We start from the raw sequence: 19,753 nt of genomic DNA, 5'->3' as shown, positions 1-19,753 counted from the left end.
GTGGCGTAAGACAGGCACCACTATAGACCGAGCCCTCGACCAGGCACATGAAGAAGCCTGTCGCTTACCTGTTGCGCTGCTCATTGGCAAACGCACTGTCGGCCTGTACTGCCTCGCTGGCGCCTGCGCGAATCTGCAGGATGACCGTGCCGGCCTGGTCGGCCAGCTCCACGCCCTGGGCAGCGCGGTCGCGAGTGCCGTCCATGCTGTCGATGGCCAGGAGGGTTTCGGCCTGGATCATCTCGATCATCGAGGAAATTTCTGCCGTTGAGCCGCTGGTGCGTGCCGCCAACTGCCGCACTTCATCGGCCACCACCGCAAACCCGCGCCCCTGTTCACCTGCTCGCGCGGCTTCGATGGCAGCATTCAAGGCCAGCAGGTTGGTCTGGTCGGCAATCGCGCGGATGGTGTTGACGATGGCGGTGATCTGCTGCGAACGCTCGCCCAACTTGGCGATCAGCGCGCAAGAACCGTCGATATTGGTAGCAATCTCACGCATGCCCGTGGCGGCTTGCTGGATCACCTCGGCGCCTTTTTCGACGATGTCCCGGGTTTGCAGGGAGAAGTGATAGGCCTGGGTGGCGCTGTGCGCGTCGCCGGCGTGTTTCTCCACCATGGCAGTGACGTCGGAGGCGTATTTGACCACCTTGCACAGGCGCCCGCTGGCGTCGTACACCGGGTTGTAGCTGGCTTCCAGCCAGATTGGCTGGCCGCTGCTGGTCACCCGCTCGAAGGTGCCCGATTGGAATTTGCCGTTGCGCAGCTGCGTCCACAGCTGACCGTACTCGGCGCTGCGGGTGAATGCGGGGGTGCAAAACAGGCGGTGGGACTGGCTCACGACTTGGTCGGCGTTATAGCCCATGGCCTTGAGAAAATTATCGTTGGCCCGTAGGACCGACGGTCGCGTTTAATACAGACGAGGTGCAGCCGGCAGGATTCAGGCGCTATGGGCTACCCCGTAGTCGCTGATATTGACCCGGTTGCGGCCGGTGTCCTTGGCCGCGTACAGCGCGCGGTCCGCTGCGTTGAGCCACATGGCCGCGTCGGTGAAGGCGCTCTGGAACGAGGCCAGGCCGATGCTCAGGCTGACCCGCAGCTCGGGGATTTGCGGGTTACGGTGGTTGTTGAATACCTCGCGCATACGCTCCATGACTTGCGCGGCCTGTTCCAGGGGCATGTCCGGAAGAATCACACAGAACTCGTCGCCGCCGTAACGCCCGGCCAGGTCGTTTTCCCGCAGGTTGCGCCGCAGCTCCAGGCTCAGTTGGCGCAGCACCTGGTCACCGATGATGTGCCCGTAGCGGTCGTTGATCTGCTTGAAGTGGTCGATATCGATCAGTGCGATGGTGGCATGGACGTGTTGCTGCTGGCACTTGTGAAATTTCAGGTGCAGCAGGTCTTTCCACGAACCGTGATTGAGCAGGCCGGTGAGGCTGTCGGTGCGGCTCAGGGCACTCAGGGCGCGCTTGTGCTCCGACAGTTTGATCGCCAGGCGGTAGCAGACCATGCCCAGCGCCATCGGGTACAAAGTCAGCATCGGCAGGCAGGCGTAGACCTGGACCAGGCTGACGTCGGGGTTGAACGTGACCCCGAACAACAGCCATGACACGCCGACTCCCACCAATTGCGCCACGATGCCATGCAGGAACAGGCGTTTGCCGCCAGCGGCGACGTTGTTCATGGTCATCATCGACAGGATGGTCACGGCCGTGAGAGGCGTGAACTGAGTGGTAGCCGCCCAGAACCCGCCAAGCAACGAGTCGTACAGCAGGTTTCGCCGTTCAGCCTTGTAGGGGAAGTTGGAGCGGGTCGAGAGTTGGTACGCCAGGTGGGCCCAGCCAAAACCATTGAACAGCAGCAACGCCCAGACCCAGCCTGGCATTTGCAGCGGGTAAAGCGCCGCGGTGACGCTGATGCAGCCGATGCCCAGGCCGATGATCCTTGGCCTGTAGATACGCCTGGCAAATGACAGCCCTTTGCCTCGTTGGTTTTCCATAGATTCCTGGGTCGATTCTTTTTTGCAGGTGCGACGGCACACGTGATCGAGAAAACCACTGGGCGGATAATACGTGTGAATATTGTCAGTTATTCGCGTAGGAATAATCAGTGTCCTTCGAGGCCATTTGCAAAGGACACGTGGCGAATCAGACAAAAACGACCTTGGATGTCGTTCCTGCAACAGGTCAGTGTTGCGGCACGACCTCATAGCCTGCCAGGAACAGGTCGATGGCCGACTCAATGACGTTCGCTTGGGCATCGGCGTCCAGGGTCGGCTGGCCGAGGGTGATCTGGGGCCAGAAGGCAAAGGCCTTGAGCAGGCTTTGCACTTGGTGGGCGGCGAAGCATGGGTCGGTGCAGCTCAGTCGGCCGTCGTCCTGGGCGGCGCGCACCCATTGGGTGAAGCCTTCTTCGCGTTTGCTCAGGCGGTTGACCATGTCTTGGGCGCGGTCCGGCGAGTGGATGGTGGCGGCGATCGCCACACGGGCCAGGTCGAGGAAGTTGGCGTCCGACATCATCGTCATCTTGGCCTGCAGCAACCCGCGCAGTTGCTCGCGCAGCGGGCGGTCGCTGGCGTAGCTGACGTCCAGTTGCGCGACGCTGCTGGCCCACAACTGGTGCAGGATTTCAGCAAACAGTTCTTCCTTGCTGGGGAAGTGGTTGTACACCGTACGCTTGGAAACGCCTGCGGTGGCGGCGATCTTGTCCATGCTGGTGACCTCGAAACCGTTGTCGCGAAACTCGGTGATGGCGGCTGCCACGATGGCTTCGCGTTTACGGTCGGTGAGGCGCTGAGGTGCAGTCATGGGGCGATTTCGGCTCTGAGGGGAAACTTACACTCGGTAGTTTACTTGCTCCCGGTTTTGTTGCAATCTAGAAACTACACTGTGCAGTGTAATTTTTTGAGCAGTCTGCAGGAGTTCCTCGGTAATGGCCACGATCTCAACCCGTCTCGACAGTTCTTCTACAGCGCCCAAGTCTTCAGAACAGCAGCAAGGTCACTTCACCAATCAACAGCCCATCCAGCATGGCGGCTTCGGCAAGACCCTGGGCATCATGTGGAAGATGCTCTTCCAGAAGCCCCGCAGCACGCGGCCAATGGGTGAGATCCCGGTGCAGCCGCTGACGCGCGAACAACTGTTTGCCGCCCCCGACCACAGCGTTTTTCGTCTCGGGCATTCCACGGTGCTGCTGAAAATGCGCGGCAAGTTCTGGTTGACCGACCCGGTGTTCGCCGAACGCGCATCGCCGTTCAGTTGGGCCGGCCCCAAGCGTTTCCACCAGCCGCCCATCAGCCTTGAGGACCTGCCGCCGATCGAGGCGGTGATCCTTTCCCACAATCACTACGACCACCTGGACCACAAGGCGGTGGTGCAACTGGCGGACAAGACCCGCTACTTTCTCGCGCCGCTGGGCGTGGGCGATACGTTGGTGAAGTGGGGCGTGGACGCCAGCAAGGTGCGGCAGCTGGATTGGTGGCAGGGCACTGAAGTCGACGGCATTCGGTTTGTCTCAACCCCGGCCCAGCATTTTTCCGGGCGTGGCCTGTTCGATGGCAACCAGACGCTGTGGTGCTCGTGGGTGATGATCGACGGTGCACGGCGGATTTTTTTCAGCGGTGATACCGGCTATTTCGAAGGCTTCAAGCGTATCGGCGAACAGTATGGTCCGTTCGACCTGACCCTGATGGAAACCGGTGCTTACAACGTCGATTGGCCTCACGTTCACATGCAACCGGAAGAAACCCTGCAAGCGCACGTCGACTTGAAGGGGCGCTGGCTGCTGCCTATCCACAACGGCACGTTCGACCTGGCGTTTCACGCGTGGCACGAACCCTTCGACCGCATCATGGCGTTGGCGTGGGAGCGCAATGTATCGATCACTACGCCGGCGATGGGGCAGGCCTTCATGCTCAATCAACCGGAGCGCGGGCACGCCTGGTGGCTGGAAGTGGAGCATGCCGGTAACGAGCAGCACGTCGGCGGGTGATAGCTATTTAGCTGCAACCCCGGCGCTGAGTTGCAAGGCGTTTCTGTCCTACATCAGTTGCGGTGAAAGGATGCAATCATTCTTCGAAAATCTGTTTCGAGGCGTGGGAGCGTATGGACGAAAAGAGTCGGAAGGTCACAGCGTCGGGCGCGCCGTGCCTGTTCAAACAATCAGTCTTGGGGGACAGTTCTGTTCCTCTGCCTTGTGCCCCAACAGTCAGCAAGGGCGTGGTATTTGGTAGCGACGCCGACGGTGCAATCGTAAATTCTGCTGCGTACTCAGGCAGCCTTGAGTTTGGTGCCATCAACGGTTATGGGCCCAGGTTCGAGATGCCCGGCCCAATGATGCGTACCGTACGCGACCCCTCGTTATCACTGATCGCGCTCAACGGCGTTGACCCCGAGGGGCCGGTGATGGTGCAGGTCCCGCCGGTCGCTGATGCGGGGCAATGGAGAAGCACACTGTCGTTGGCAGGCAGCCGTATCGGGTTTGCCTGCGAGTGTGTTGCCGGTGGTGTTCGGGAAACGATCCAGCACAGCGCGCAGTTTGCCCGCGTACTCAACGCACTGCGCATGGCCGGTGCGGAGCTAGTGCCGGTGCAGGCGCTTGTCACGGATAACGCCCGTCATTTCACCCTGGATTCGAGCAACGAGATTAACGACCGGGTCGCGGAAAATCGGCTGGATGGGTTGGTGTCCGATGCCCAAAGTACCGCCTTTCATCAAGCATCCACGGCAGGCAACCCAAGCTTTCGTGTGCCGGTTGGCATGGGCGCCGATGGGGTTTCAACGGTTATCTGGTTCTATGGTGCGCATTGGTCCGCAGAGCGTCTGGCGGCGCTGGTGCTGGGCTGCCGCAATGTTTTAGGGCACCTTCAAATGCCTACTCCACCGTGAGATTGATCGTACGCGCCTGCAAGAACTAACCCCGAGTCATTGAATGATCCGCTTCTTAGACTTAACCGAGGATATCGTCCGGTATCTCCAATATTCAGACGGTTAGGGGCATTTATGATAGGACCCAGTGTGGGGGCGGGATGGGGAGCCGGCCTTTTCGATGCGGTGACAAACCCGCCGCAGGCCTATAGGAGCGCCGAGGACCTGGCGGCGGACATGAACCGGCCCAATGGTGCCAATTCGGGCTCGGTGGTGCGGGATTCGCTGAAACTGATCGCTAACATGGACAAGGGTTTGCAGGGCGCTAATGCGTTCATTGAAATCAACCCTGACGCTCGTGAAAAAGCCCGTGAACTGGATCAGGAACGTGCCGAAGGCAAAGTGCGCGGGCCCCTGCACGGCGTTCCGATAGCGCTTAAAGATGTGTTCGAAACGGGCGACAAGATGCAGACCAGTGGTGGCTCAATGGCGCTGGTGGGCAGGCCCGCGTCAAAGAATGCCAAGGTGGTGGACAACCTGCTGAAGGCCGGCGTGGTGATTATTGGAAAAACCAACATGAGCGAGTTATCCAACTTTCGCTCGGACACGCCGCTTGACGGGTGGAGTTCCAGGGGCGGTCAAACACTCAACCCTCATCGGTTAAGTGGCCAGGCGGCGGGTTCCAGTACCGGTTCGGCGGTAGCAGTCGCCCAAGGGATTGTGCCCTTGGCACTGGGCGTCGAAACCAACGGCTCGATCATTACACCGGCGGCCTATAACGGTGTCGTTGGTTTCAAGCCCACCGAAGGCCTGGTGAGTACTGAAGGGGTGATGACGAGTTCACGCCAGGACACCGTGGGCACCTTTACCCGAAACGTGCGTGACGCTGCGCAAGCACTCAATGCCATGACCCAGACGAACCTCTACACCGTTGGGCTCGGGCCTGATTCCCTGGTGGGCAAACGCATTGGCTACACGCCGTTGCCCGAGTTATCGGCTGATGACGCCAGCGACCCGGCTAAAAGAGCAGACCGTCAGCACTTTGAAGACGCTATCCAGTTGCTGCAGGCCAAAGGCGCAACAATGGTGCCCGTAGGGCGGTTGGCCGAGGGTTTGTCGGACGACACCTATGACAGTTATGGGCTGGCCCTGTACGCGGATGTGCAGCAAAAGCTCGAGGATTACCTCGCCGGGCGCGAGGGGCTTGCGGTGAAATCGCTGTCTGAGCTGATTGACTTCAATGAGCGCAACAACGGCCCAGGTGTTCCCGACCAAAGGCTTCTCACCATGATTAGAGACCTTGATGTCAGCGAACACGTGCGGGAAGAATTGTGGGCTGACATTGGCCCGATCTTCAAGGGCACCATCAACACACCACTGACCGAACACAAGCTCGACGCCATCGTGTCGAACTTCCTCTCGCACAGTTACTACTACGGCGCGGCAGCCGGTTACCCCGGTATATCCGTGCCATCGGGCATGGATGATGACGGTATGCCGACCGCGGTTCACTTTTATGGCGCGAGCTTGAGCGAGCCTACGTTGCTTTCGGTCGCCTACGGGTATGAGCAGGCCTCCCAGGCAATCAGGAAGCCTGCATTTATGGCTGGCCTGCGCTAATCCGTATCACTTCAGCCCATAACGAGCGGCAGGTTCACGGTGCGACAGGTTCGGACCGAGGGCCAGCCGCGCGCTTTCGTAGTCAGCCCAATCAGTACTGTCTGGAAGTGACGGGATCGTCACGGTTTCCCCCAAGGCCAGGCCCGCCAGGGCGGCGTCCACCAGGTTTTCGGTGGTCATTACCATGGTTTCGGGCAGGTTGTTCACGGGCAGGCCGGCAATGTCCCAGAACTCCGTGGCAGTGGCGCCTGGCAGCACCACCTGCACCACCACGCCCTTGTCGCTCAGTTCATGCTGCAACGATTCGCTGAACGCCTGCACGAAGGCCTTGGTACCGCCATATACACCGTTGAGCACTTTGGGAGCGAGGGCGACAATCGAGCCAATGTTGATAATCGTACCGCGACCCTGAGCCACAAAATTGGTTGCCGCCGCCTTGGCCAGGCGAGTCAACGCCAGTACGTTAAGCAGGATCATCGCGTCCATTTTGTCGGCATCCGACTCCAGCAGCGACGCCGTGGCCCCCACCCCGGCGTTATTTACCAGCAGGCTGATGCGGTTGTCTTTTTGCACGAGCTGGGCGATGCGCGCCAGGTCGGCTGGCAGATTGAGGTCGGCTGCAACCACTTCAACGTCACGCTGGGTGCTGGCCTTCAAGCGAGTTGCCAGTTGCTCCAGGCGGTGCTGATTGCGGGCCACCAGGATCAAATCGTAGCCCGCGTGCGCCAGGCGGTCGGCATACACCGCGCCTATTCCCGACGAGGCGCCGGTGATCAGGGCATAACCTTTGTGTTGTGACATGGCAGTTGCTCCAAATGGCCGGGCAAAGGATCGGCCTTGTTGCAACCAAGATTATGGGTGTAATGTGGTGGCCGCAATGTCATATATCCCTCTTTTAAAGACATGAGGTTTGGCCATGGTGTCCGTCGGTATTCTGCTGTTTCAAGGTTTCCAGGTGCTCAGCCTGTCCACCAGCAGCGTGTTCGAATTTGCCAACTTCGTGGTGGGGCATCCGTTCTACCGAGTGGACTTGCTGTCGGAGCAGGGTGGGCCGATTAAAAGCTCCATGGGCTTTGCCATTGATAGCCTGGCATTTGGGCAGCAGGCCTATGACACGATCGTGGTGCTGGGAGACAACGAATTACTTGAGCCCACACCCGGCATGGTGGCTTATTTGCAGGAGTCGTTGACGGCATCGCGTCGGGTCACGTCGACCTGTACCGGCTCGTTCCACCTGGCCTCGGCCGGGCTGTTAGAGGGGCGCAAGGCAACCACCCACTGGTACCACGCCATGACGTTTCGCCAGCGCTACCCCAATGTGAAGCTGGAGGAAGACCGGATCTTCACCGTCGATGGTCCCCTGTGGACGTCTGCGGGGATGACCGCCTGCATCGATCTGGCCCTGGCCCTGGTAGAGCATGACCTGGGCGTGGAAGTGGCCCGCGATGTGGCGAAAAAACTGGTGGTCTACCATCGCCGTGCCGGTGGCCAGTCGCAGTTTTCTGCGCTGCTGGAACTGGACCCCAAATCCGATCGTGTTCAAACCGCCCTTGCCTGGGCCAAGGGGCACTTGCGTGAAGACCTCTCGGTAGAACAACTGGCCGAAGCGGCGCACCTCAGCCCGCGTCAGTTCAGCCGGCTGTTTCGCGCCGAAACCGGTCAGTCTCCGGCCAAGGCGGTTGAACACCTGCGCATTGAAGCGGCGCGCCTGATGCTCGAGTCTGGCAGCCACTCCATCGACGTCGTCGCCCGAGAGACGGGTTTCGGTGACCCGGAGCGCATGCGTCGGGCCTTTTTACGGGCGTTTGGCCAGCCGCCACAAATGATCCGCCGGGCGTTGCAGCTGCAGGCATGAATGCAGGGCCTGGACGCTACGCACCATTGGGCTGAGGTATTGTTGGATCAATCGATGCCGCTGTTGAATCCAGAAACCGGGAGATGATCCCTTTAGGAGTGGGTTGTGCTGCGGCGCTGGCGCCACCACGCACACTCATCCCCCACCCCGGCGCAAACCCCGGGAAAAACACCAGCCCTTCAGCCTCCAGACGAAACGCCACACTCAGGCGGACCTCATCGTCCACATCGCCATGGCTTTCAAGACGCTGGAGGGCGTCCACGTCCACCTCCGCTTCCCGGGCCAGGTCTTCCCGGCTCCAGCCCAGCATCAGGCGCGCCTGCACACTGTGGCGTGGGGTGAATTGGTGAAGGACGATCTGCTGTTCTACGGTGCTGCTCATTGCCAGAGAGGACATGGGGGTTCTCCAGGTTCGACGGGGGAGGACTAACTATACTGTGTTTTTGTACAGTTGTTTTGACCGCTCATCAACTGGATTTTTCGATAAGGTACCCGCCGCTCTATTTCGCGCCTTCCAGATAGGTACTCGGTGAGTGACCGAGCACCCGTCGGAACATGCTGGAAAAAGCCGCGGGGTTTTCGTAGCCCAAGTCCAGGGCGATGCGGGTGACGCTTTCACCGCTGGCCAACCGTGCCAGGGCTTGCACCACGCAGGCGCGCTGGCGCCACTGCACGAAACTCAGGCCGGTGTGTTGGCGAAAATGCCGGCTGAAAGTGCGCAGGCTCAGGTGCGATTGTTCCGCCCATTGCACAGGTGACTGGTGCACGTGCGGCTGCTGCAGAAACGCCAGGCACAAGGCAAGCAAGCGTGGCTCCTCCGGCAACGGGATATGCAGCGGCAAGTGCGTGGCACGGGCCAGTTCATGCAGCAGCAGGCTGACTAAGGAACCGTCGCGCCCGCCAGTGTCGTATTCAAGGGGCATCTCCACCGCTTCAATAAGCAACTGGCGCATCAAAGGCGAAACGCTGATGACCTGGCAACTGGCGCCCAAGTCGGTGATGGCATGCGGTTCGATATACAGGCTGCGCGTCGACACCCCGAGCATCAGCACTTCGTGGGGCACATGGGCGGGAATCCACACTGCGCGTTGCGGCGGCACAACCCAGTTGCCTTCATGGGTACCGACTTGCATCACCCCGGTGGCGCCATACAACAACTGTCCGCGCCGGTGGCTGTGGCGCTTGAGCAGATAGCCGTGGGGATAGTCGGTGCCGATCGCCACTACCGTACGAGGCGTCAGGTCCAGTTGAGCGATGGAAATGTTGCGCATGGGGCTGCTTCCGGCAGTGGCAATATCTCGCATATTATTGGCCGACTTGCGCAAGCGGGCCAAGCCTTGATTCTCTATTGTCGTCAGCTCTCCCCGATGCTGAAGGCGATACTGGATGTTCTATCTATTACTGGCGCTGTTTGGCTGCATGACCGGCGTGACGGCGGTGCTGTTCGGATTCGGCGGCGGGTTCGTGGTGGTGCCGTTACTGTACGGCATGCTCACCCTCAGCCACGACGCGGGCGTGAGTGAATCAGCGATGCATATTGCAGTCGCCACTTCCACGTGCGTGATGATCGTCAATGCGCTGATTGCCACCGGAAAACACCGTCGCAAAGGTAATCTGATTCGCCATTACCTGTGGCCGTTGGGCGGGTTTATCGGGGTCGGCGCCGTGCTGGGAGCCGGCGCTGCGATGTTCGCCACCGGCGATTTCATCCGCTACGCCTTTATCGCGTACCTGGCGGTCACCATCGTCGATTGCCTGTTGCGCCGGGGCTTTCTCAGCCAGGACGACACGCTCCATCCACGACGCCTGAGCGGCACGGAAGTGGCGGGCGGTGGCATCGTCATTGGTGCGATCGCGACTTTCCTGGGGGTGGGCGGCAGCGTGATGACCGTGCCGCTGTTGCGCCGTTGCGGCTTGAGCATGTCCCAGGCCACGTCCATGGCCAACCCGTTGAGCGTGCCGGTGGCGCTGGCCGGTACGTTTACCTACATGGTCATGGCAGGATTCGCCAACGTGGAATTGGGCGCGTGGTTTGTCGGCTATATCGACTTGCTGGCGTTTGCCATCCTCACCTTGGGCTCGCTTCTGGGCATTCGCCTGGCCACGCCGTGGATCGGTCGCATCCCGGATGCGTTGCATGCGCGGGTGTATATCGGGTTGTTGGGCGTGGTGATGGTGAGCATGCTGCTCTAGCTCTCCAGCCCCGGCGCCTCGCGGATAATCAGGTGGTCCAGGTTCTCGATATTGGCACTGAACACCCCGAACGTCTGCTCGGGGTTCTTCTTGCTCGGCACATGTTTCAGCTGCGGCGTCACGCCGTAGAAGAAGCAATACAACGCCCGCTCACTGCCCACTGCCGCCTTGATCTGCTCCAGGAATGCGTTGCGCTTGCGGTAGTTCTCGATCAGTTTTTTGCTCAGGTAAACGTTGACCGAGTAGGGCTTCTTGTCGAGCCAGGCCTTCTTTTCGAAGTCGATGCGAAAGCTGCTGGTGTAGTCCTTGATCTCCTTGATCCTGCCCCAATAGATCAGGCCTTTGTTGTCTTGCAGGTATTCGATCTTCTTGAAAAACGTCCAATAGGTCGCGGTGTGATCGCCGATCTTCAAGGGCATGCTTTTAAGCTTTTCCTTGTCATCGATATTGGACACGTAGCACTCCACCGGATGGGCGAAGACGCTGGTCTTGTCCGGAGTGGTCTCGCTTGAACTGTGAGACAAGGTGCTGCGGGTTGTCGGCGTTTTCGGTGGTTCTTGCGGGGTGCCGCCCTCGGCACCGATCAGCGGTGTCTTGCGTGGGTACTGGCGTCGGGTCAGGACAAATTCCGACGGGAAATTTTCCTCCGGCCCATCCTCTGCTTCACCTTTTCCGACATGGCGGCTGGCGTAACGGCAACCCTCGATATGTCGGGTGCTGGGGATATTCTTGAAGTGCGGCGTGCGCAGGTAATTGACGTTTTTCGCGTTGAACGTACCCAGCACATTGCCCGCCTCAAACGCTGCCCGGCACTCGTCGTTGGGGCACAGGAAGCTGTCCTTGTCGGAATCGAAGGCGGCGGTTTCGTCGAAATTCAGGTCGCGCACGTCGTAGATCGACAGCTTGTCGTCGAGACTCAGGCTGTAGGCCGTGTCGAATTTCATGGGGCTCGGGTCCGTGAGAGATTTCGCTATTAATAGCGGGATATGGCGCAAATATCAGCAGAAATCAGGTACGAACCGTCACCCGCCGGCCACTCAGGAAGCACAAGGTGCCGCCTACCGCGGTCAGGCCACTCAGCACATAGAACATCGAGGCCGGCGAGGCGTTTATCAGCAGGTAGCCGCAGATCACCGGGCTCAATGCCCCGCCAAATGCCGCCAGGTTTTGTGCGCCGTAATAACTGCCGCGCAGGGCGTCCGGGGCGATGGTGTCGATAAACAGGAATTCGGAAGGGTAGATGATCATCTCCCCCAGGGTGAACACAAACATCGCGATGCACCACGACACCAGGCTGTCCGCCATGCTGAAGCCGATCAACCCGGCGATAAACAGCGAGGTGCCGAGCACGATCCAGTAACGCAGTTGTTCACGCTTGAGGAATCGGCTGATCTGGTACTGCATCAGAATTACCGTGATGGCGTTGCACGCCAGCACGGCCGAGAGAATTTTCAGCGCGCTCTCTGGCTTGTAGGCCACCAGCAGGAACTGCGACAGATACAGGGTGTAGCGCCCGTGGACAATGGTGCTCAACAGGCTGCCGCTGGTAAACAGGATCAAGGTGCGATCGCTGCGCAGCGTCCTCAGGGTGCTGAGAAAACTTAAGGGTTTGTTGCTGTCATCGCGTTGGGTCGGTGGGATGCCGATCATCAAGAACAGGCTGCCAAAGGCAATCGCGCTGGCGATCAGGAACGGCGCCAGCGGCATGTGGCCGGCGATCACCACGCCCAGCATGGGGCCGGTGGCGTAGCCCACATTGGTCAGGGTGTAGCGCAGGGAAAACACCTTGGCGCGCTGGCCCACCGGCAGGTTCTCGCTGATGATCGCCTTGGAGCCGATCAGGAACAGCGCCGACGCGGCTTCGGTGATCACCAGGGTCAGGGTGGTCAGGTACAGGTTGTTGGCAAAGGTCAGCAACAGAAAACCGATGGCGCTGGAGAGCATCGCCAGGATCAACAGTTTGCGTTTTTCCAGGCGGTCGATGATGTAGCCGCCGTACAGGCCCAGCAGCGTGGCGATGAATACGGCGATGCCCATCAGCAAGCCAATGTCTTGCTGGTTTAGACCCAGGCGGGTGCTGAGTAATAGGGCGAGCAATGGGCTGGTCATGGCGCGGCTGACGACGATGGTCACCGAGCAGATCATCAGGCGGCGGATTACCAGGGAGTAGGTGGCCACGGTGGGGCGGATGTCCTTGTCATAAATGCGTAGTCAAGCCGAGCATTGTTCTACAAATCAATGAAGATCAAATGTGGGAGCTGGCTTGCCTGCGATGGCGGTGGGTCAGCTTTTATATTCGTCGCTTGACTCACCGCCATCGCGGGCAAGCCCGGCTCCCACAGGGTTACGCGGTGTTACTGGCCAGCATTGATGCTGATTTTTTCCACCGCACCCTGTTCCAGGTCCCACTTCTGCAGAATCTTGCCGTACGTCCCATCATCAATCATGCCCTGCAGCGCTTCGCTGATGGCTGTGACCAACTCGGTATTGCTCTTCTCAATCCCCAGCCCCGTGAACTGCTTGGAAATCGCCAGGCCCACCGGCTTGTACTTACCCTTGTCCAGCGACATCAGGTAAGGAATGGTTTCACTGCCCTGCATCGCCGCATCCAGACGGTTTTGCTGCAACTGCGCACGAGCATCCGCAGAACCTTCAGTGCCAATGACTACGATCGCTGGCTTACCGGCTTTCTCGCAGTTTTCCTTGCTCCAGGCGGCAATTTCCGACGGCCAGGTAGTACGTCGGCTGGTGCCGACTTTCTTGCCGCACAGGTCAGTCAATTCCTTGAGGTCTTCACGCTTGGCCAGGGTGTACAGCTGCGGGCCGCTGGTGAAGTAATCGATAAAGGTCACCGCCTTCTGGCGCTCGGCCGTGTCGCTCATGCCCGACAGCACAATGTCCACGCGCTTGGTGGTCAGGCCGCTGAGCATCTGTTCGAAGCCGGTTTCCTGCCACTTGATCTTCACCTCCAGGCGCTCGGCCAGGGCGTTGCCCAGGTCAAAGTCCAGGCCGGTGAGTTTGTTGGTGGCGGTGTCCTTGAAATCCATCGGCGGGTAGTTCGGCACGATGGCCGCGCTGATCTCACCCTTGTCCTTGATCGCTGCCGGCAATGCCGCCAAAACCGACGTGGAGGCCATCAGGCCTACGAGCAAACTTGGAAGAAACAGATTTTTCATGGGGGCGTTCTCGTTAGTTTTTTAGTTAAGTGCGAACGGCAGAAATAAAGCTTTGGGTACGCGGGTTTTGTGGGCTTATTAGAATTTCTTCAGGGCTGCCGGCTTCCACAATCTGGCCGGCGTCCATAAACACCATGCGGTTGGACACTTCGCGCGCGAAGCCCAACTCATGGGTGACCACAATCATGGTCATGCCGGTGGTGGCCAAGTCGCGCATCACCGACAGCACTTCTCCTACCAGCTCCGGGTCGAGGGCTGACGTGGGTTCGTCAAACAACATCAGCTTGGGGCGCATCGCCAACGCGCGGGCAATTGCCACACGTTGTTGCTGCCCGCCAGACAATTCCACCGGGTAGGCATTGCGCTTGTCCGCCAGGCCGACGCGGGCCAGCAACTCCAACGCGTCTTCGGTGGCTTCCTTGGGCGAGCGCTTGAGCACCTGGCACGGGCCTTCGATGATGTTCTGCAACACGGTCATGTGCGGGAACAAATTGAAGCGCTGAAACACCATGCCGGTGGCCAAGCGCTGACGGGCGATCTGTGATTCATTCAACTCATGCAGCTTGTTGCCGACGACCCGGTAACCCACCAGTTCGCCATCGACCCACAGGCCGCCCTTGTCGATTTTTTCCAGCTGATTGACGCAGCGCAGCAGGGTACTTTTGCCGGAACCCGACGGGCCGATAATGCACAGCACTTCGCCTTGTTCGACTTCCAGGTTGATGTCCTGCAACGCGTGATACTGGTCGTAATACTTGTTCAGGTTCACGGCCTTGACGATGCTTCTCATGGGGCAAATCTCCTCAGTCAGGGCTTACGAGCGCTTGCCGGTGCCGCGGGCAAAACGACGCTCAAGGCGGCTCTGACCGAATGAAAGAACAGTCACCACCGCCAGGTACCAGATGCCGGCAACAATCAGCAGCTCCATCACCCGGGCGTTGGCGTAGTAGATGTTTTGCGCGTTGTGCAGCAGCTCCGAGTACTGGATCACACTCGCCAGGCTGGTCATTTTCACCATGCTGATGAACTCGTTGCCTACAGGCGGAATGATCACCCGCATCGCCTGGGGCAGAATCACCCTACGCAACGCCTGAAGGCTCGGCATGCCGATCGACTTGGCGGCTTCGTACTGGCCGGTGTCTACCGACAACAGGCCGGCGCGCACCACTTCAGCGGTGTAGGCGCCCTGGTTGATACTCAGGCCGAGGAGGGCGGCCACGAACGGCGTCATCAGGTCCACGGTGTCGATGCTGAACAGGCCGGGAATCGAGATCACCGGGAAAATCAGCGCCAGGTTGAACCACAACAGCAGTTGCAGAATCAGTGGCGTGCCCCGAAACAGCCAGGTGTAGGTGATGGCCACGTAGCGCAGGATCGGGTTGGCCGACATGCGCATGATCGCCGTGATCACCCCGATCACCACGCCCAGCGCCATGGCCAGGATCGACATGATGATGGTGTTCACCAAGCCCCAGATGATCGCCTCGGACGTGAGGAACTGACCGATGTAGGACCATTCGATCTGACCGTTGGCAAACGCCCGCAGCAAGGCGGCCAGGGCGACCACGATCAGGGTGGCGAACACCATCCGGCCGTAGTAGCGACGGGGCACGTGCTCGTACTTCGTGATATCGAACTGGTTTTCGGTCTGCTGGCGCTCGGCTTGCAAGCGCTCTGCCGGGGTTTGCTTCATGGTGACTCTCCGAAACTAATAAATCTCTAGCGGATGTACTCGGTCCAACTGTGGGAGCTGGCTTGCCTGCGATAGCGTCGGCACATGCACCCCAGTCCCACAGGCTTAAATCCGGAATCCTTGGTAACTCTCAGTCCACTTCTGTTGTTCTGCCAACGCCACCTTCAACCGCCCAATCTGCTCTCTTACCCGTTCCGGCGCCGTACCGCCCCAACCACTGCGCGCCGCAATCGCCGCTTCCAGGGTCAGGCACTCACGCACCTCAGGTGTCAGCCGCGTATCCACCTCCGCCAACAACGCCGGCGACGCTTCCCACAATTCAATCTCATGCTTCTCACAGGCCTGGACCAAGGCGCCGGTAATCTCATGGGCCTCCTTGAACGGCACGCCGCGGGTGGCCAACCAATCCGCCACCTCGGTTGCCAGGGTGAAACCCATTGGCGCCTGGCGCCGCAGCTCCTCCACCTGCACCTTCATCGTCGCGACCATCCCGGCCATTGCCGGCAGCACCAACAGCAACGTATCCACGCTGTCTAACACGCTGTGCTTGTCTTCACTCAAATCGCGGTTGTACGAGAGTGGCAAGGACTTGAGCGTCGACATCAACCCGGTCAGGTTGCCAATCAAGCGCCCAGCCTTGCCCCGCGCCAATTCGGCAATGTCCGGGTTCTTTTTCTGCGGCATGATCGAGCTCCCGGTGGCGTAGGCATCGTCCAACTGCACCCAGCGAAACTGCCGCGATGACCACAGGCAAAACTCCTCCGACAATCGCGAAATATTCACCCCGAGCATGCCCGCCACAAACAGAAACTCCGCCACGTGGTCACGGCTGGCTACAGCGTCGATAGAGTTTTCGCACGGCCCGGTGTAACCCATCTCCTTGGCCGAATGCTCTGGCTGGCGCGCAATCGCCGAACCCGCCATCGCCGCCGCGCCCAACGGCGACAACGCCGTGCGCGCATCCCAATCCACCAGGCGTTGCACATCCCGCAGCATCGATTGCGCGTGAGCCAGCAAGTGATGGGCGAATACAATCGGTTGCGCCTGCTGTAAGTGGGTAAAGCCCGGGCAAATGCTCTCGATATGCTGCTCGGCCTGGTCTACCAGTGCTTGCTGCAACCCCAACACCTCAGTGGTGATGGTGCGCGCGTGGTCCCGCAGGAACAGGCGCAAATCGTTGGCCGTCTGGTCATTGCGCGAACGCCCGGCGCGCAACTTGCCGCCCAAGGCGCCCAAACGCTCGGTCAACACCCGCTCGATGAAGGTGTGCACGTCCTCGTCATCCAGCGTCGGGTGCAGGCGGCCAGCGGCAAAGTCTTCGCCAATCCGATCCAGCGCTTCCAAAGTGCGCAAGGTTTCCGACTCATCCAGCAACCCGGCGCGCTGCAACTCACGGGCATGGGCCCGGGAGCCGGCCAGGTCGTAAGGCGTCAGGCGAAAGTAGCGCTCGGGGCAACGCGACAGCGCGGCCAAAGCAGCAGATGGGCCGGACTTGAAACGAGCACCCCAGAGGCGATCGGTGGGCTGAGACATGGTGTTCCTCACGCTTGTTTTTAGAAGTGACAAACCCGCTGGACGTGGCTTGGCCTTATGGATTCGGAGGGCAGTAGCAAAACGAAAAGTCCTGATCGAAGTGTCAGGTTTTCAGGGCGTTAAATCAGCCGGTAAAAGCCGTTCAACCCGCTATATTCAAGGTTGCCAAGGGCGGTTAAGTATGTTCATTATTGCCGCCCGGCGATGTTCATGGAGTAGGTCAAAGCCTGTTGAATATGGCACTTGAGGTCAACACGTATTATGGAAACCCCACTTTCCAATTCTGGAAACATACCGCCAAAACCCGGCACAAGACCGCCCCTGCAACTCAGCGGGCTGGACTTCAAATTGCTGCGGGTGTTCAAGGCTGTGGTCGAAGCGGGCGGCTTCAGCGCGGCGCAGAATGAGCTGAATGTGGGCTTGGCAGCGATCAGCAAACAGATTTCCGACCTCGAAATCCGCATCGGCATGCGCCTGTGTACGCGGGGCCGGGAAGGGTTTGGCCTGACCGAAGAAGGCAAGTTGGTCTACCAGGCGTCCATCGAATTATTCGCCTCCGTGGACAGTTTCAGAGACAAGCTTAGTTCGGCGCAGAATGAACTGATCGGCGACCTTAGTGTGGGCGTTATTGATAACACCGTGTCGGACGTTAATTCCCCGCTGATTAAAGCGCTGGGGAAATTACATACCGAATCACCAAAAATAAGATTGCGCCTACATGCCTCGCAATTGGACGAAGTTGAACGCGGCGTGGTGGAAGGGCGGCTGATTGTCGGCATCGTGCCGGTGTACCAGCGGCGAGAGGAATTCGATTATTTCCCGTTGTACGAAGAAAAGTCTCACGCCTACTGCGCCGTCGGGCATCCGCTGTTTGAAGCGAGCGAGATCAACGCAGATGTGTTGCGCCAGCATGAAGTGGTCAATCATCGGTACGCGATCCATAGCGACAAAGCCAACTTCGTCAGCTACGACAGCCAGTCCGCGTCGGCCTCACAGGTAGAAGCCGTGGCCATCCTCATCCTTACTGGCCGCTTCCTGGGCTTCCTCCCGGCACACTACGCCACGCCGCTGGTGAGGGAAGGGCGCCTGCGCGTGTTATGCCCGGAGCAGATCCACCTGAGCACCCCGTTCAACGTCATCCTCAAACACAACACCCCGCGCAGCCCGCTGGTCAAAGCCTTCGCGACGGCGCTGGGTGTGGATCTCAAAGAGCCAATCTAACGAATTCCCACCCACCTTAAGGATATACAGAGCTCACCTGTAGGAGCTGTCGAGCCCCAGCGAGGCTGCGATGGGATCAACTCGGTCTACCCGCAGACCCCATCCACCCGCATCACCGCTGCAACTTGGCCCGCTTTTTCTTCGCATGAAAATGCCGAAAATGCGCATCCTGCGCCGCCGCCAACAACTCCCGATCCCCGCGCGTATCACCCCAGGCCCTGAGCCGATACTCCCCCAGATCCCCATAAACCGCCTCAAGCCGAAGCACCTTATTCTCACATCGGCAATTATTCCCCGTGAGCTTGCCAGTCAACACCCCGTCAACCGCCTCAAGCTCAGTGCCAATCAGCTTGATCCCAAGCCGATCCGCAAACGGCTGCAACACCAACGCCGGCGACGCCGAACACAGCGTCACCACCGCCCCGGACTTCACCTCATCGGCCACCGATTGCAGCCCGGTCGGCCGCATCAACTTGTTCCAATACGCCTGGCAGTACTCTTCAGCCTTCTGCTGAACCCACGCCCTGTCCACGCCGGTCATAAAGGTGCGGATCAACTGCGCCTTGAGCTCATCACGGCTAATGACGCGCAACAGAAACTGCGCGCCAGGCACCGCCAGCTTCACCATTCTGCGCATGAACTCGCCTTTACCAAAGGCGAACTTCAGGAATGGCACGAAACTGTCGTGGTGGGTCAGGGTGCCGTCGAAGTCAAAGACGGAAAGTACTTTGGCATCCAAGGGGCCGGATTCGAGCATGTCTGGGTTCACGGGCGGGTCTCGGTCCTATCTACTATTTTTTGGAAGGTGCATCTGCTCTGACAGCAAGAGTTTACTCCGGTATCAATCTGTTGATTTTGGAGTAAAGCCCTTTGGTGAAAATATCCCGGTCGCTCGACCGATGACACCGCTGATGGCAATTGGGGCACAAGGCTACAGCATTGGTGATGCGATCCGAACCCTTCTGGGCGAGGTGCTTGACGTGATGTACTTCAAGAAATGGCTGGCCATCGACTTCGAAAGGCGCGTGTGAGCCGCAGCCTTCGCAGATGCCATTGGCTTCTTTCAGTACCCAAGCGCGTACTTTAGGATCACGAACAAAAGCCGTACCGACGATGGATACTTTCTGTGGCTTCGCAATTCCGTCCGGCACCTTTTCGATGGGCTGCTGCAGTAGCTTGGAGGCGCGGCGGACGAGGGTTTGCTCATCTGCAGTTTGGGCTGTTTCATCTGATTCAAATATACGAAGGGCAGCGAGGGCTTTGCGAATCTGTTGTTCTACTCCCGAGCCCACGTTATTTGCAGGTTTGTATCCCTTGATCCGATTCCGGCCCATTTGGACCAGAACTGCAGAAATATTCTGCATACGAAATTCGATGGAGCCTTCTGTACGCCCTGCGATTGCTCCCTGACGTAGCAAGCGGTTTTCATGGGCTTTATTAAAGTGTTGGCCGCTGTTCTCCCACGCCAACATCTTCAAGTAAGTCTCGACTGCCGCGGCTAATTCCTCGTCGCTCCAGTCAATGCTGTCTTTTGTGATATCCATACAATCGCCGAGGGTAGAAAGTCCTCGGACGATACTGAGTGGCCACTAGCACGTCC

General features: G+C 59.3%; 19 protein-coding genes and 1 pseudogene. 6 read left to right on the top strand and 14 right to left on the bottom strand.

Annotated elements, in window-relative coordinates; genetic code table 11:
* Positions 1-64: 64 nt before the first annotated feature.
* The 3 genes and pseudogenes from RGV33_RS25380 to RGV33_RS25370 all read right to left on the bottom strand — a co-directional run.
* A pseudogene (locus RGV33_RS25380) lies at positions 65-886 on the bottom strand (methyl-accepting chemotaxis protein); the annotation flags it as partial.
* A gap of 51 nt (positions 887-937) precedes the next feature.
* Positions 938-1,996, bottom strand: a complete 1,059-nt coding sequence (locus RGV33_RS25375; RefSeq protein ID WP_322146992.1) for a diguanylate cyclase — start codon at positions 1,994-1,996, stop codon at positions 938-940.
* Positions 1,997-2,183: 187 nt separating this feature from the next.
* Complete coding sequence (locus RGV33_RS25370; protein ID WP_322146991.1) at positions 2,184-2,804, bottom strand: TetR/AcrR family transcriptional regulator; 621 nt, start codon at positions 2,802-2,804, stop codon at positions 2,184-2,186.
* Between the two features lie 124 nt (positions 2,805-2,928).
* Between RGV33_RS25370 and RGV33_RS25365 the strand changes: the two genes are divergently transcribed.
* From RGV33_RS25365 to RGV33_RS25355, 3 genes are all read left to right on the top strand, one after another.
* Entirely contained in the window at positions 2,929-3,987 is a 1,059-nt protein-coding gene (locus tag RGV33_RS25365) for an MBL fold metallo-hydrolase (protein ID WP_322146990.1), read from the top strand.
* Between the two features lie 113 nt (positions 3,988-4,100).
* Positions 4,101-4,883, top strand: a complete 783-nt coding sequence (locus RGV33_RS25360; RefSeq protein ID WP_322146989.1) for a hypothetical protein — start codon at positions 4,101-4,103, stop codon at positions 4,881-4,883.
* Between the two features lie 216 nt (positions 4,884-5,099).
* Positions 5,100-6,482: an amidase family protein gene (locus RGV33_RS25355; protein WP_322146988.1), complete on the top strand. Its 1,383-nt coding sequence runs from the start codon at positions 5,100-5,102 to the stop codon at positions 6,480-6,482.
* Between the two features lie 6 nt (positions 6,483-6,488).
* Here the strand turns inward: RGV33_RS25355 and RGV33_RS25350 are convergent, their stop codons facing one another.
* The gene (locus tag RGV33_RS25350) at positions 6,489-7,283 is read right to left on the bottom strand and encodes an SDR family oxidoreductase (RefSeq protein ID WP_322146987.1); all 795 of its coding nucleotides are present in this window, start codon (positions 7,281-7,283) and stop codon (positions 6,489-6,491) included.
* A gap of 115 nt (positions 7,284-7,398) precedes the next feature.
* On the opposite strand from RGV33_RS25350, the gene RGV33_RS25345 reads away from it, so the two are divergent.
* Positions 7,399-8,337 (top strand): GlxA family transcriptional regulator, encoded by a 939-nt coding sequence (locus RGV33_RS25345; protein WP_322146986.1) that lies wholly within the window; start codon positions 7,399-7,401, stop codon positions 8,335-8,337.
* Positions 8,338-8,353: 16 nt separating this feature from the next.
* Here RGV33_RS25345 and RGV33_RS25340 read toward each other — a convergent pair whose 3' ends face one another.
* Positions 8,354-8,734, bottom strand: a complete 381-nt coding sequence (locus RGV33_RS25340) for a helix-turn-helix transcriptional regulator (protein ID WP_322146985.1) — start codon at positions 8,732-8,734, stop codon at positions 8,354-8,356.
* A 103-nt stretch (positions 8,735-8,837) separates the two neighbouring features.
* Positions 8,838-9,608 (bottom strand): helix-turn-helix transcriptional regulator, encoded by a 771-nt coding sequence (locus tag RGV33_RS25335; protein ID WP_322146984.1) that lies wholly within the window; start codon positions 9,606-9,608, stop codon positions 8,838-8,840.
* Positions 9,609-9,723: 115 nt separating this feature from the next.
* On the opposite strand from RGV33_RS25335, the gene RGV33_RS25330 reads away from it, so the two are divergent.
* A complete protein-coding gene (locus RGV33_RS25330; RefSeq protein ID WP_322146983.1) occupies positions 9,724-10,530 on the top strand; it encodes a sulfite exporter TauE/SafE family protein in 807 nt (268 codons plus the stop codon).
* Here the strand turns inward: RGV33_RS25330 and RGV33_RS25325 are convergent.
* The 6 genes from RGV33_RS25325 to argH form a co-directional block, all read right to left on the bottom strand.
* The gene (locus RGV33_RS25325) at positions 10,527-11,474 is read right to left on the bottom strand and encodes a hypothetical protein (protein ID WP_322146982.1); all 948 of its coding nucleotides are present in this window, start codon (positions 11,472-11,474) and stop codon (positions 10,527-10,529) included. The genes RGV33_RS25330 and RGV33_RS25325 overlap by 4 nt on opposite strands.
* A gap of 64 nt (positions 11,475-11,538) precedes the next feature.
* Complete coding sequence (locus RGV33_RS25320) at positions 11,539-12,708, bottom strand: MFS transporter (protein WP_322146981.1); 1,170 nt, start codon at positions 12,706-12,708, stop codon at positions 11,539-11,541.
* Positions 12,709-12,884: 176 nt separating this feature from the next.
* Positions 12,885-13,706, bottom strand: a complete 822-nt coding sequence (locus tag RGV33_RS25315; protein WP_322146980.1) for an ABC transporter substrate-binding protein — start codon at positions 13,704-13,706, stop codon at positions 12,885-12,887.
* 25 nt (positions 13,707-13,731) lie between these two features.
* On the bottom strand, positions 13,732-14,496 hold the full coding sequence (locus RGV33_RS25310) for an amino acid ABC transporter ATP-binding protein (protein WP_003211502.1): 765 nt from the start codon (positions 14,494-14,496) through the stop codon (positions 13,732-13,734).
* Positions 14,497-14,520: 24 nt separating this feature from the next.
* Positions 14,521-15,399 carry an amino acid ABC transporter permease gene (locus tag RGV33_RS25305; protein ID WP_322146979.1) on the bottom strand — a complete coding sequence of 293 codons (879 nt, stop codon included), beginning with the start codon at positions 15,397-15,399 and terminating at the stop codon, positions 14,521-14,523.
* Positions 15,400-15,504: 105 nt separating this feature from the next.
* A complete protein-coding gene (gene argH / locus RGV33_RS25300; RefSeq protein WP_322146978.1) occupies positions 15,505-16,932 on the bottom strand; it encodes an argininosuccinate lyase in 1,428 nt (475 codons plus the stop codon).
* A gap of 261 nt (positions 16,933-17,193) precedes the next feature.
* Here argH and RGV33_RS25295 point away from each other — a divergent pair, with 261 nt between their 5' ends.
* Positions 17,194-18,153, top strand: a complete 960-nt coding sequence (locus RGV33_RS25295) for a LysR family transcriptional regulator (protein ID WP_322146977.1) — start codon at positions 17,194-17,196, stop codon at positions 18,151-18,153.
* Positions 18,154-18,265: 112 nt separating this feature from the next.
* Here RGV33_RS25295 and RGV33_RS25290 read toward each other — a convergent pair whose 3' ends face one another.
* Both RGV33_RS25290 and RGV33_RS25285 read right to left on the bottom strand, forming a co-directional pair.
* Complete coding sequence (locus RGV33_RS25290; protein WP_322146976.1) at positions 18,266-18,910, bottom strand: HAD-IB family hydrolase; 645 nt, start codon at positions 18,908-18,910, stop codon at positions 18,266-18,268.
* A 73-nt stretch (positions 18,911-18,983) separates the two neighbouring features.
* Positions 18,984-19,697, bottom strand: coding sequence for an HNH endonuclease (locus RGV33_RS25285; RefSeq protein WP_322146975.1), 714 nt, complete (start codon positions 19,695-19,697; stop codon positions 18,984-18,986).
* Positions 19,698-19,753 lie beyond the last annotated feature (56 nt).

This window comes from Pseudomonas sp. Bout1 (assembly GCF_034314165.1).
Classification (GTDB): Bacteria; Pseudomonadota; Gammaproteobacteria; order Pseudomonadales; family Pseudomonadaceae; genus Aquipseudomonas.
This window is presented reverse-complemented; position numbering and strand designations above follow the sequence as displayed.